The organism is Enterobacter cloacae complex sp. 2024EL-00214 (assembly GCF_043945575.1).
GTDB classification, from domain to species: Bacteria; Pseudomonadota; Gammaproteobacteria; order Enterobacterales; family Enterobacteriaceae; genus Enterobacter; species Enterobacter cloacae_P.
Map to the genome: position 1 here is coordinate 79,980 of NZ_JBIMRC010000004.1, position 11,999 is coordinate 91,978.

Genomic DNA, 11,999 nt, shown 5'->3' on the forward strand with positions numbered 1-11,999 from the left:
CCTGTTTCACCCCGCACTTTTTCTCACAACCTTCAACGCCCCGTCGCGAATTTGAGTATTATTGAGCGATAAAGTCGTGAAGGGATCCTCTATGAAGCAAATTCGAATGCTTGCCCAGTACTACGTCGATCTGATGATGAAGCTCGGGCTGGTGCGTTTCTCCATGCTGCTGGCGCTGGCACTGGTTGTACTGGCCATTGTGGTGCAAATGGCGGTGACTATGGTTCTGCATGGTCAGGTCGAGAGTATCGACGTGATCCGCTCTATCTTCTTCGGTTTGCTGATTACGCCGTGGGCGGTCTATTTCCTCTCTGTGGTGGTTGAGCAACTCGAAGAGTCCCGTCAGCGCCTTACCCGGCTGGTTGAGAAACTGGAGGAGATGCGCGAGCGCGATCTCAAGCTCAATGTCCAGCTCAAGGACAACATTGCGCAGCTTAACCAGGAAATTTCAGAACGTGAGAAGGCTGAGGCCGAGCGTCAGACCACGCTGGAGCAGCTGAAAATCGAGATGAAAGAGCGTGAAGTGACGCAGATCCAGCTCGAACAGCAATCCTCTTTCCTGCGCTCCTTCCTTGATGCTTCACCGGATCTGGTTTTCTATCGTAATGAAGATAAAGAATTTTCCGGCTGTAACCGGGCGATGGAGCTGTTGACCGGCAAAAGCGAAAAGCAATTGATTAACCTGAAACCACAGGATGTCTACTCCGAAGAGGCTGCCGCTAAAGTGATGGAGACGGATGAAAAAGTCTTCCGTCATAACGTCTCGCTGACTTACGAGCAGTGGCTGGATTACCCGGACGGACGGAAAGCCTGTTTTGAGATCCGCAAGGTACCGTACTATGACCGCGTCGGGAAACGTCACGGCCTGATGGGCTTTGGCCGCGATATTACCGAGCGTAAGCGCTATCAGGATGCGCTTGAGCGTGCCAGCCGTGACAAAACCACATTCATCTCCACCATCAGTCACGAACTGCGCACACCGCTGAACGGGATTGTCGGGTTAAGTCGCATTTTGCTGGATACCGATCTGACCAGTGAACAGGAGAAATACCTTAAAACGATCCACGTCTCGGCGGTCACGTTGGGCAATATCTTCAATGATATTATCGATATGGATAAGATGGAGCGCCGTAAGGTCCAGCTTGATAATCAGCCGGTTGATTTCACCAGCTTCCTTGCCGATCTGGAGAACCTTTCCGGTTTGCAGGCGCAGCAAAAGGGGTTGAGCTTTGTCATGGAGCCAACGTTGCCGTTGCCGCATAAAGTGGTGACGGACGGTACGCGTCTGCGACAAATTCTGTGGAACCTGATCAGTAACGCCGTGAAGTTTACCCAGAAGGGGCGGGTTGCAGTGCGTATCCGCTATGACGACGGCGATATGCTGCACTTTGAGGTGGAAGACTCAGGGATTGGTATTCCGCAGGAAGAACAGGACAAAATCTTCGCCATGTATTATCAGGTGAAGGACAGCCACGGCGGTAAACCTGCAACGGGTACCGGTATTGGCCTGGCGGTGTCTAAACGTCTTGCGAAGAGTATGGGTGGGGATATCACGGTGGCCAGCCAGGCGGGCAAAGGCTCTACCTTTACCCTGACGGTGCATGCGCCAGCGGTGGCAGAAGAGGTTGAGGATACCTTTGAAAACGACGATATGCCGCTGCCAGCGCTGCACGTTCTGCTGGTGGAAGACATTGAGCTGAACGTGATTGTGGCTCGTTCAGTGCTGGAAAAACTGGGCAACAGTGTGGATGTGGCGATGACCGGGAAAGCCGCACTGGAGATGTTCACTCCGGGTGAATATGACCTCGTCCTGCTGGATATTCAGCTGCCGGATATGACCGGCCTGGATATCTCACGTGAACTGACGAGCAAGTATGCTGCCGACGATCTGCCGCCGCTGGTTGCGCTGACGGCAAATGTGCTGAAAGACAAAAAAGAGTACCTCGATGCCGGTATGGATGATGTGCTCAGCAAGCCGCTGGCGGTGCCTGCCCTGACCGCCATGATCAAGAAGTTCTGGGATACCTGTGATGAAGAGGAAAGCACCATGACGTCTGTTGATAGCGCAAAAGCACAAGCAATACTGGATACCGCCATGCTGGAGCAGTATATCGATCTGGTTGGCCCAAAACTGATTACCGACGGTCTGGCCGTGTTTGAAAAAATGATGCCGGGCTACCTGAGCGTGCTGGAGTCTAACCTGACCGCGCGTGACCAGAAAGGTATCGTCGAAGAGGGGCATAAGATCAAAGGCGCGGCGGGTTCGGTCGGGCTACGCCACCTGCAACAACTGGGACAACAAATTCAGTCGCCTGATTTACCTGCCTGGGAAGATAACGTGGGTGATTGGGTTGAAGAGATGAAGCAGGAGTGGCAGAACGATGTGGCGGTGCTGAAAGCCTGGGTGGATACCAGAAAAAAATGACCCCGGCTTAACCGGGGTGCGCGAATACTGCGCCAACACCAGGGAAATCGTGGCTGCGCCTGATATTTCTTTCGTGTTGTTTTTGCTTACGACGCAGCCTGAATATTTGGGCCGCACGCAGATAAGATAGCAAATCTTAAATGATTTGTTACATGAATCAGTGAAATGTGTGAAGCATAGCGTTTTAATCAGAATTATTAATGTGCTTCAGTGAGTTGCATAGAAGGAACGTCATGATGAAAAAGATTGGTGTCGTGCTGAGCGGATGCGGTGTTTACGATGGTTCGGAGATACATGAAGCCGTCATTACCCTCCTGGCATTGGCCCGGCATGGTGCTGAGGCGATCTGTTTCGCGCCGGATAAAAACCAGACGGATGTTGTCAATCATCTGACTGGTGAATCGATGGCAGAAACCCGTAACGTGCTGACTGAAGCCGCACGTATTGCGAGGGGGGAGATCCATCCCCTGATTCAGGCCGATGCCACGGAGCTGGACGCGTTAATTGTGCCTGGTGGGTTTGGCGCGGCCAAAAACCTCAGTACCTTTGCGGCCCAGGGTGCGGAATGTCATATCGATCCGGATTTAAAAGCGTTGTCACAGGCGATGCATGCGGCGGGTAAACCGCTGGGCTTTATCTGTATTGCCCCGGCGATGCTACCCAAAATTTTTGATTTCCCGCTGCGCCTGACCATCGGGACGGATATTGATACTGCAGAGGTCATTGAAGATATGGGGGGCGAACATGTGCCTTGTCCGGTCGATGACATTGTGGTTGATGAAGACAACAGGATCGTCACCACACCTGCGTATATGCTGGCGCAAAATATCGCAGAGGCCGCCACGGGCATTGAAAAGCTGGTGGACAGAGTGCTGGTTCTGACTGAATGAGTCGCCAGTTTGCTGTGGGTACGTGGGTGAAACGTACCCTGTTACGCATTGCGCTCGTGCTGGCTGTTTTCTGGGGCGGCGGGATCGCTTTATTCAGCATTATGCCGGTACCGTTTTCGGCCGTGATGGTTGAGCGCCAGCTCGGCGCATGGCTCTCCGGTGATTTCAGCTATGTCGCTCACTCTGACTGGGTGAGCATGGATGAAATTTCCCCGTTCATGGGACTGGCTGTGATTGCCGCAGAAGATCAAAAATTCCCGGAGCACTGGGGTTTTGACGTGGCGGCCATTGAGAAGGCTCTGGCCCATAACGAACGCCACGAAAACCGCGTGCGCGGGGCCTCGACGTTGTCACAGCAGACGGCAAAAAATCTGTTTTTATGGGATGGTCGAAGCTGGGTACGAAAAGGGCTGGAAGCGGGTTTGACGCTGGGGATGGAAACGGTCTGGAGCAAGAAACGTATTCTGACCATCTACCTGAATATCGCCGAGTTTGGTGACGGCGTGTTTGGCGTTGAAGCGGCCGCACAGCGTTATTTCAATAAACCGGCCAGCCGGTTGAGCCTCTCTGAGGCTGCGTTGTTAGCGGCAGTATTACCGAATCCCGTTCGCTTTAAGGCCAGTGCGCCATCGGGTTATGTGCGCAGCCGTCAGGCATGGATTATGCGCCAGATGCGTCAGCTAGGTGGGGAAGGATTTATGGAGAGAAATAAGCTGATGTAGGGCGGGTAGGCGTAGCGCCACCCGCCTGAGAGACAGGGATCAGTCTTCGTCAAACCCGGCGTTAAACAGGGCAATCACCGCTGCCAGCGCTTCCACTTCCTGTGGGCCAGTGGCTTCTACTTCGATCTGGCGGCCTTTGGCCGAGTCCAGCATCAGCAGTGCAATCACGCTGTTTGCTTCCGCCTCGGTACCTTCATCGTTACGCAGCAGAACTTCTGCATCGAAACCCTGCATCAGCTCAAACAGTTTCATTGCCGGGCGTGCATGCATGCCCAGCTTGTTGGTGATCTCAACGGTGTGTTTTACGGTCATGTTTTACGTTTTTCCAGCGTACGATGACGGGACTGAACGTTCTTCCCGCGCGAACGGAAGTAGTCGGCCAGCTGTTCGGCGATGTAAACCGAACGATGTTTACCGCCGGTACAACCAATCGCCACTGTCAGGTAGCTACGATTGTTTGTCTCCAGCATAGGTAACCATAGCTCAAGGTAGCTTCGCGTCTGGTAGATAAAATTGTGAACTTCTGTGTGCCTGTCGAGGAAGGCCGCCACGGGTTTATCCAGACCGGTCATAGGACGCAGTTTTGGATCCCAGTGCGGGTTCGGCAGGAAGCGCACGTCGAAAACATAATCCGCATCGATAGGAATACCGTGCTTAAAGCCGAAGGATTCGAACACCATCGTCAGTTCACGTTCGCGTTTGCCCAGCAGGCGGGTACGCAACATCTCTGCCAGCTCATGAACGGACATTTCGGAGGTGTCGACAATCAGATCGGCACGGGAGCGCAGCGGCTCCAGCAGATCGCTCTCTTCGTCGATAGCGCTTTCCAGAGAGAGATTTTTACTGGAAAGAGGATGCAAACGACGGGTATCGCTGTAGCGACGAATCAGGGTGTTGCGGTCAGCATCAAGGAACAGCAGCTGAGGTGAGAAAGACTCCGGCAGGTTGCTCATCGCCTGCTCAAAGATTTCTGGTGATTCGGGCATGTTACGGACGTCGATACTGACGGCCGCCGAGATTTGCCTGTCGGCAAGCGTCCGCGCCAGATCGGGCAGTAACACGACCGGCAGGTTATCTACGCAGTAAAAACCCATATCTTCCAGCGCACGCAGGGCGACAGATTTTCCCGACCCTGAACGACCGCTGACGATCATCAGCACCATGTTCCGTTTCTCCTCAGGACAACAGATGTGAAGGCCATCTCCCGGTTATGCATCATCCTGATTGCCTTCTGCTTCAGTGATAATCTGATAGAGCTCTTCATCACTTTGGGCTGAACGCAGTCGACGGCAAATGGTTTTATCGGCCAGACGTTTAGCAACCAGTGAAAGCGTATGCAGATGCGTTTTCGTCTGGTCGGCAGGAACCAGCAGCGCGAAGAGGAGATCGACGGGCTGGTTATCAATGGCATCGAAGGCGATAGGCGTTTCCAGCTGCACAAATACACCGACGGCACGCAATGTGTCTTCTTCCAGTTTGCCGTGCGGGATCGCGATGCCGTTGCCGATGCCGGTACTGCCCATTTTTTCGCGGGTCAGAATCGCTTCGAACACCACCTGCGGCGGTAGGCCCAGCTGTTTTGCGGCCAGTTCACTGATGATCTCCAGCGCACGTTTTTTGCTCTGGCAGTGAACGCCACTGCGGGTACATTCCTGGTTAAGGACATTGCTCAGTTGAAGAGCGGAATCGTTGTTCATCATAATTTCACCTAAGCGCTAACTGCACAAATGGCCTGTTGTGTTTCACAACAGGCCTGTCTGCACCCGTTAACTGCCCGGACAATTAGTGTTGTTTCAGTTTATCTTTATGTTTATTTAGCTGCCGCGCAAGCTTGTCAATCAAGCCGTCGATAGCAGCGTACATGTCTTGCCCTTCCGCACTGGCATGGAGTTCACCCCCGTTCACGTGCAGGGTTGCATCCGAGATATGAGTCACTTTCTCCACTTTCAACACAATATAGACCTGATTGATCCTTTCGAAATACTGCTCGAGTTTCGCGAACTTAGCGTTCACAAAATCGCGCAAAGCGTCAGTGATTTCGACATTGTGTCCTGTGATGTTGAGCTGCATAGTGTCTTCCTTATCGGTTGTGTCAGACCAGTTGTTTACGCTGGTTAGACGGCGGAATGGATAAAGACTCTCGATACTTCGCAACAGTGCGGCGTGCCACCATAATACCCTGGTCGGACAGCATGGTGGTTAACTTACTGTCACTCAGTGGCTTCGCGGGATTCTCCGCGGCGATCAACTTCTTCACCAGTGCGCGGATCGCCGTTGACGAGGCTTCGCCACCGCCTTCGGTGTTCACATGGCTGGAGAAGAAATACTTAAGCTCAAAAATGCCTCGCGGACTGTGCAGATACTTCTGCGTGGTCACACGAGAAATGGTTGATTCGTGCATTTCGACGGCCTGGGCGATGTCCGCCAGTACCATCGGTTTCATATACTCTTCGCCCTGCTCGAAGAATGCCTGCTGCTGCTCGACAATACAGCGGCTCACGCGCAGTAGCGTATCATTTCTGCTCTCCAGACTTTTGATCAACCATCGTGCTTCCTGCAAATTGCTACGAATATATTGATTATCGGAGTCGTTGCGCACGCTGGTGCACATGGAGGCATACTGCTGGTTGATTTGCAGGCGAGGGATGCTGTCGGAATTCAGTTCAACGACCCAGCGGTCATTATGTTTTCTCACCAGTACGTCCGGAATGACATATTCCGGTTCGCTGGTCTGGATCGACTGTCCGGGTCGCGGATCGAGCGACTGAATCAGGTTAACCGCCTCTTTCAGCACTTCTTCTTTCAGACGCGTGACGCGCATGAGCGTGCGGAAATCATGGTTAGCCAGAAGATCCAGATGATCGCTGATGATTAAGCGGGCTTCTTCGATCCACGGCGTCTCTTTACTGAACTGCGACAGCTGGATCAAAAGGCAATCTCGGAGATCTTTCGCCGCCACGCCAACCGGGTCGAAGCGCTGGATACGCTTCAAAACGGCTTCAATCTCTTCGGGCTCGATCTCTTCGTCACCGATACTTTCGAGGATTTCCTCCAGCGTGACGGTCAAATAGCCAGTGTCATCAACGGCATCGACGATAGAGGTCGCAATCGCGCGATCGGTATCAGAGAAAGGGGTGAGCTCTACTTGCCACATCAGGTAATCCTGCAGCGACTGGGTAGTTTCACCCTGATAAACCGGTAGCTCATCGTCCTGGTAGTCTGCACGCGTCCCGGAAGGCGTTCCGGCGGTGTAGATTTCATCCCAGCTGGCATCCAGAGGAAGCTCGTCCGGCATCTCTTTTTGCTCGAGAGCATCAACGGTGTCGAGTGTTTCGGTGTCCTGCGACTGCTGGGTATCTACCTCGTCATGAAGATCGGCTTGCTCCAGTAACGGATTGCTGTCCAGCGCTTGCTGGAGCTCCTGCTGGAGTTCTAATGTAGACAGTTGCAGCAGGCGAATTGCCTGCTGTAACTGCGGCGTCATTGCCAGTTGTTGGCTGAGCCTTAATTGCAAACCTTGCTTCATGTTCAGAGCATTTTTCTCCGGTTCGGCGTTACGTTACCTCTACCCTATCAGAGTCTGAAGTCTTCCCCAAGATACACGCGCTTAACATGATCATCTTCGAGGATCTGCTGCGGCGTACCGTGGGCAATCAGATGGCCCTGGCTAACAATATAGGCGCGTTCACACACGGCCAGCGTTTCACGGACGTTGTGGTCAGTGATCAATACGCCAAGCCCGCTGTCGCGCAGGTGTTCAATAATGCGTTTAATGTCGATAACGGAGATTGGGTCAACGCCCGCAAACGGTTCATCCAGAAGGATAAATTTCGGGTTTGCAGCCAGCGCACGGGCAATCTCAACACGACGGCGTTCACCACCTGACAGCGCCTGACCCAGGCTGTCACGCAGGTGCTCAATGTGAAATTCTTCCATCAGTTCATTCGCGCGATCCTGACGCTGTTCGTTGGTCAGGTCGTCGCGAATTTGCAGTACCGCCATCAGGTTATCGAAAACGCTCAGACGGCGGAAAATGGAGGCTTCCTGAGGCAGATAGCCGATACCGCGACGCGCGCGCGCATGCAGTGGCAGAAGGCTGATGTCTTCGTCATCAATGACAATGTTGCCAGCATCACGCGGCACAATGCCAACAACCATGTAGAAAGTTGTGGTTTTACCCGCACCGTTTGGGCCGAGCAGGCCAACGATTTCGCCGGAGTTGACGGTCAGACTGACATCTTCCACGACACGGCGGCCCTTATAGGCTTTCGCGAGATTTTTTGCAGTTAATGTTGCCATAACGAATTAGTTACTCTTCTTCTGTGCCGGGGCCTGGCCCTTACCTTTGTCCTGCAGCTGCGATGGAACAAGCACGGTGGTTACGCGTTTGCCTTTCTCGCTGGAAGCCTGCATTTTTTGCTCTTTCACCAGATAGGTGATCTGGTCACCGGTGATATTGCTGTCCAGCTGTTCCAGGTAGGCATTACCGGTCAGGATGACAAGATCCTTCGCCAGCTCATAGTGCATATGTGTGGCATGACCTTTTACCGGCTTACCGCTGTCCTGCATCTGATAGAAGGTGGCCGGGTTGCCATAGCCATCAATAATTTCTTTGCCTTGCTCACCGCCAGGACGGGTGACGACCACTTTGTCGGCGTTAATTTTGATGGTGCCCTGGGTCATTACGACGTTGCCCGTAAAGGTGACGACGTTACCCTGCATATCGAGCGACTGCGTGTCGGATTCGATATGGATAGGCTGTTCGGTATCGCCAGTCACAGCAAGCGCGGGAAGACTGGCTGCCAGCATCGCACTGGCGATAATTACTTTAAGGCTGAGTTTGTTTGTTTTGAATTTCATAGGAGGTTCTAACCTTTTCAATCAGCTCGGCATTTTTGCTGCGTAAGTTCCCGCGCATTCTCAGACCGCTGGAATTAAATGTTGTGCCATACAATGTGACCAGATCCTGCGAAGTCACGTCCTGGGTCACCAGGTTGATTTGGGCATTATCTGTCGTAATTTTGCGTAGTTGCGAGTCAGCGGTCAGGGCGTTGACTTCAACGTGGCCATACAGGTAAAGCATACGGTCATTTGTCAGTTTTGCCCGGTCTGACTTAATTGACCACGTCGGAACTTTGTCAGTATCAAACGTCGTCATGACTGGCTGGGTAAACCACGAAATACCGTCATTTGAAAAATATTCAACATGCTGGGCAATCAGGCGATAGTTCAGCGCACCTTCCGGGCTGTAGACCACGGTGTCGCTGTGATCGCTTTTATAGGTTGGATCGTTAGTATTGACCACTTCCGTTTGTGTATCGTCACGATCGGCAAGGTTCACGCCAATCAGTACCAGTGCGACAAGCGAAAGCAGAATGATAACCCAACGTCTGGTTTTACTCATATCGATTGCCCTTTGGCCTCATCAAGCTTGCCCTGCGCCAGCAGAAGCAGATCGCAGACTTCACGTACAGCACCCCGGCCACCGTTGATATGGGTGACGTAGTCAGCTCGCGGGATCAGCAGCGGATGCGCATCCGCAACCGCGATACTCAGGCCGACTTCAGCCATGACCGGCCAGTCAATCAGATCGTCCCCGACATAGGCCACGTTTTCCGGTGCAATAGCCAGTTTTCCCAGTAAGTCATTGAAGGCTGCCACCTTGTCGGATTGTCCCTGGTAAAGATGGGTAATGCCTAACGTTTCACAGCGGTCTTCTACAAGTTTAGCTTTCCGCCCGGTGATGATGGCAACTTCGATACCCGACGTCAGCGCACAGCGAATGCCGTAGCCGTCGCGAACGTTAAACGCTTTCAGCTCTTCACCATTATTGCCCATATAAATCAGACCGTCGGAGAGTACGCCATCCACATCGAGGATGAGCAGACGAATATTTTCTGCCTTCGCCATCATATGGGTACTGACCGGGCCATAACAGGTTGCAAGGGATGCACCCGCATTACTCATTGTCTTATCCTTCATTACACTACGCCTGCGCGCAGCAGATCATGCATATGTACCACACCCAGCAATTGGTCGCCATCGGCAACCATGACTGAGGTGATATGACGGGACTGCATCAGGTTCAGCACATCCACTGCCAGGGTGCCAGGGCGAACGCGGATGCCGCCTGGGGTCATGACATCGGCGATCCCGAGCGTGCGGACGTCGACACCCATATCGAACACGCGGCGTAAGTCGCCGTCGGTGAAAATTCCCTGAATTTTCATCAGGTCGTCGCACACCACCGTCATACCCAGATTTTTACGGGTGATTTCCAGCAGCGCATCGCGCAGGGAGGCCGCTTTACTGACGTGAGGGATCTCATCGCCAGTATGCATAATGTCGTTAACCCGCAGCAGCAGCTTACGCCCCAGCGCACCGCCAGGATGGGAAAGCGCGAAATCTTCAGGGGTAAAACCACGTGCTTCCAGCAGCGCAACGGCAAGCGCATCACCCATGACCAGCGCCGCCGTGGTGCTGGACGTTGGCGCAAGGCCAAGCGGGCAGGCTTCTTTGGGAACTTTGACGCACAGATGAATATCTGCAGCGCGCGCCATGCTGCTTTCGGGGCGGCTGGTCATGCAAATCAGGGGAACCTGCAGGCGCTTCAGTACCGGGATCAGCGCCAGGATCTCATTGGATTCACCAGAGTTCGACAGCGCAATAACGACATCCTGTGGCGTTACCATGCCCAGGTCACCGTGCGCGGCTTCCCCCGGGTGAACAAAGAAGGAGGAGGTTCCCGTGCTGGCAAACGTCGCTGCCATTTTGCGTCCAATATGGCCGGACTTGCCCATTCCCATCACCACAACTTTACCGGCACAGTAGAACATCTTCTCACATGCCTGACTAAAGTCCTGGTTAATGTACTGATCTAACTGCGCCAGACCTTCACGTTCAATCTCCAGAACATCTTTGCCTGCTTTCTGAAAGTCAAAACCCGGCTGCAATTCTACTTGCGACATAATACGTTTCCGTTTTACCCAGAGAGAAGAGGCGAAAGCCAGTACAGCATCGCCATCCATACGATAAATCCACCTGTCAGCAGCGCACCTGCGCCTTTGCCGATCTGTCGTTGTCGCCGCCAGCAGAGCAGAGCAAAAATAACGCTGACCAGCAACATCACACCGTAATCGCGCGAGAAGGCCAGGGGGTTAAAGGGTCCTGGCGTTATCAGGGCTGGCAGGCCCATCACGATGGCGATGTTAAAAATGTTTGAACCAATGATATTGCCAATCGCGATATCGTCTTCACCTTTCCGTGCGCCAGCGATGGCCGTGGCCAACTCCGGCAGACTGGTTCCGATGGCAATGACGGTCAGACCGATGGTGAGTTCGCTCATGGCGAAATAGTTCGCCAGCACCGTCGCGTTATCTACCACCATGCGCGTAGCCATTGGCATAATGATCAGCGCGACACCAAGCCAGAGGAGTGCGACAGGCAGTGTACCTTCACGCGGGAGTTCGGCAATTTGCTCACGTGTCAGGCTGTCATGGCCTTGCTTTTCAGCCTGACGGGCGATTTTCACAATATAAAGCAACCATATGACGGCCAGCGCCAGCAAAAAAATGCCGTCACTGTAGCTCAGTACGCCATCATAAAATACGCAGCCTGCCAGCAGGCTTACGATTAACATTAGCGGCAATTCACGACGCAGAACATCAGAATGCACGCGAAATGGATGCAGCAGCGCCGCTAAGCCCAGAATAAGGAGAATGTTGACGATGTTGGAGCCAATCGCAGTGCCAATAGCCAGGTCTGCCTGACCATGCAGCGATGCTGTGACAGAAACGATAATTTCAGGAAGTGATGTTCCGACACTGACAACGGTCATCCCAATGACAATAGGTGGCACGCCAATCAGTCGACACAGGATAGATGCAGCAAACACCAAACGGTCAGCACTGTAGACCACCAAAAGTAAACCAATTATTAACAGTGCTGTTGCTAAAAGCATCA

Annotated in this window: 14 protein-coding genes; 3 read left to right on the forward strand and 11 right to left on the reverse strand. The window is 53.1% G+C overall.

All coding sequences use genetic code 11. From position 1 onward, the window contains the following. The first annotated feature begins 91 nt into the window (after window positions 1–91). The 3 genes from arcB (at window position 92) to mtgA (ending at window position 4,037) form a co-directional block, all read left to right on the forward strand. A complete protein-coding gene (arcB, locus tag ACHHZ6_RS05990; RefSeq protein ID WP_182272797.1) occupies window positions 92–2,425 on the forward strand; it encodes an aerobic respiration two-component sensor histidine kinase ArcB in 2,334 nt (777 codons plus the stop codon). A gap of 236 nt (window positions 2,426–2,661) precedes the next feature. After that, entirely contained in the window at window positions 2,662–3,315 is a 654-nt protein-coding gene (elbB, locus tag ACHHZ6_RS05995) for an isoprenoid biosynthesis glyoxalase ElbB (protein ID WP_182274578.1), read from the forward strand. Continuing rightward, the gene (gene mtgA, locus ACHHZ6_RS06000) at window positions 3,312–4,037 is read left to right on the forward strand and encodes a monofunctional biosynthetic peptidoglycan transglycosylase (protein WP_182272796.1); all 726 of its coding nucleotides are present in this window, start codon (window positions 3,312–3,314) and stop codon (window positions 4,035–4,037) included. Before elbB ends, mtgA begins: the two co-directional genes overlap by 4 nt. A gap of 39 nt (window positions 4,038–4,076) precedes the next feature. Here mtgA and npr read toward each other — a convergent pair whose 3' ends face one another. From npr to ACHHZ6_RS06055, 11 genes are all read right to left on the reverse strand, one after another. Then, the gene (npr, locus tag ACHHZ6_RS06005) at window positions 4,077–4,349 is read right to left on the reverse strand and encodes a PTS phosphocarrier protein NPr (protein ID WP_182272795.1); all 273 of its coding nucleotides are present in this window, start codon (window positions 4,347–4,349) and stop codon (window positions 4,077–4,079) included. Next, window positions 4,346–5,200: an RNase adapter RapZ gene (gene rapZ / locus ACHHZ6_RS06010; RefSeq protein WP_182272794.1), complete on the reverse strand. Its 855-nt coding sequence runs from the start codon at window positions 5,198–5,200 to the stop codon at window positions 4,346–4,348. Before rapZ ends, npr begins: the two co-directional genes overlap by 4 nt. A 45-nt stretch (window positions 5,201–5,245) precedes the next feature. Next, window positions 5,246–5,737, reverse strand: coding sequence for a PTS IIA-like nitrogen regulatory protein PtsN (ptsN, locus tag ACHHZ6_RS06015; protein ID WP_131635296.1), 492 nt, complete (start codon window positions 5,735–5,737; stop codon window positions 5,246–5,248). 82 nt (window positions 5,738–5,819) lie between these two features. Next, the gene (gene hpf / locus ACHHZ6_RS06020; RefSeq protein WP_014071954.1) at window positions 5,820–6,107 is read right to left on the reverse strand and encodes a ribosome hibernation promoting factor; all 288 of its coding nucleotides are present in this window, start codon (window positions 6,105–6,107) and stop codon (window positions 5,820–5,822) included. A gap of 22 nt (window positions 6,108–6,129) precedes the next feature. Further along, on the reverse strand, window positions 6,130–7,563 hold the full coding sequence (gene rpoN, locus ACHHZ6_RS06025) for an RNA polymerase factor sigma-54 (protein WP_182272792.1): 1,434 nt from the start codon (window positions 7,561–7,563) through the stop codon (window positions 6,130–6,132). Window positions 7,564–7,610: 47 nt separating this feature from the next. After that, a complete protein-coding gene (gene lptB, locus ACHHZ6_RS06030) occupies window positions 7,611–8,336 on the reverse strand; it encodes an LPS export ABC transporter ATP-binding protein (RefSeq protein ID WP_395121906.1) in 726 nt (241 codons plus the stop codon). 6 nt (window positions 8,337–8,342) lie between these two features. Then, window positions 8,343–8,897 (reverse strand): lipopolysaccharide ABC transporter substrate-binding protein LptA, encoded by a 555-nt coding sequence (gene lptA / locus ACHHZ6_RS06035; protein ID WP_182272790.1) that lies wholly within the window; start codon window positions 8,895–8,897, stop codon window positions 8,343–8,345. Beyond that, window positions 8,866–9,441, reverse strand: a complete 576-nt coding sequence (gene lptC, locus ACHHZ6_RS06040; RefSeq protein ID WP_182272789.1) for an LPS export ABC transporter periplasmic protein LptC — start codon at window positions 9,439–9,441, stop codon at window positions 8,866–8,868. The genes lptA and lptC overlap by 32 nt, the downstream gene beginning before the upstream one ends. Further along, window positions 9,438–10,004, reverse strand: a complete 567-nt coding sequence (gene kdsC, locus ACHHZ6_RS06045) for a 3-deoxy-manno-octulosonate-8-phosphatase KdsC (RefSeq protein WP_182274577.1) — start codon at window positions 10,002–10,004, stop codon at window positions 9,438–9,440. The genes lptC and kdsC overlap by 4 nt, the downstream gene beginning before the upstream one ends. 14 nt (window positions 10,005–10,018) lie before the next feature. Beyond that, entirely contained in the window at window positions 10,019–11,005 is a 987-nt protein-coding gene (gene kdsD, locus ACHHZ6_RS06050; protein ID WP_182272788.1) for an arabinose-5-phosphate isomerase KdsD, read from the reverse strand. 14 nt (window positions 11,006–11,019) lie between these two features. Next, complete coding sequence (locus ACHHZ6_RS06055) at window positions 11,020–11,997, reverse strand: calcium/sodium antiporter (protein ID WP_182919013.1); 978 nt, start codon at window positions 11,995–11,997, stop codon at window positions 11,020–11,022. Window positions 11,998–11,999 lie beyond the last annotated feature (2 nt).

Bases quoted from the DNA above. Each gene is read 5' to 3' on its own strand.
- arcB (WP_182272797.1), top strand. From the start codon at position 92: ATGAAGCAAATTCGAATGCTTGCCCAGTACTACGTCGATCTGATGATG.
- elbB (WP_182274578.1), top strand. From the start codon at position 2,662: ATGAAAAAGATTGGTGTCGTGCTGAGCGGATGCGGTGTTTACGATGGT.
- mtgA (WP_182272796.1), top strand. From the start codon at position 3,312: ATGAGTCGCCAGTTTGCTGTGGGTACGTGGGTGAAACGTACCCTGTTA.
- npr (WP_182272795.1), bottom strand. From the start codon at position 4,349: ATGACCGTAAAACACACCGTTGAGATCACCAACAAGCTGGGCATGCAT.
- rapZ (WP_182272794.1), bottom strand. From the start codon at position 5,200: ATGGTGCTGATGATCGTCAGCGGTCGTTCAGGGTCGGGAAAATCTGTC.
- ptsN (WP_131635296.1), bottom strand. From the start codon at position 5,737: ATGATGAACAACGATTCCGCTCTTCAACTGAGCAATGTCCTTAACCAG.
- hpf (WP_014071954.1), bottom strand. From the start codon at position 6,107: ATGCAGCTCAACATCACAGGACACAATGTCGAAATCACTGACGCTTTG.
- rpoN (WP_182272792.1), bottom strand. From the start codon at position 7,563: ATGAAGCAAGGTTTGCAATTAAGGCTCAGCCAACAACTGGCAATGACG.
- lptB (WP_395121906.1), bottom strand. From the start codon at position 8,336: ATGGCAACATTAACTGCAAAAAATCTCGCGAAAGCCTATAAGGGCCGC.
- lptA (WP_182272790.1), bottom strand. From the start codon at position 8,897: ATGAAATTCAAAACAAACAAACTCAGCCTTAAAGTAATTATCGCCAGT.
- lptC (WP_182272789.1), bottom strand. From the start codon at position 9,441: ATGAGTAAAACCAGACGTTGGGTTATCATTCTGCTTTCGCTTGTCGCA.
- kdsC (WP_182274577.1), bottom strand. From the start codon at position 10,004: ATGAGTAATGCGGGTGCATCCCTTGCAACCTGTTATGGCCCGGTCAGT.
- kdsD (WP_182272788.1), bottom strand. From the start codon at position 11,005: ATGTCGCAAGTAGAATTGCAGCCGGGTTTTGACTTTCAGAAAGCAGGC.
- ACHHZ6_RS06055 (WP_182919013.1), bottom strand. From the start codon at position 11,997: ATGCTTTTAGCAACAGCACTGTTAATAATTGGTTTACTTTTGGTGGTC.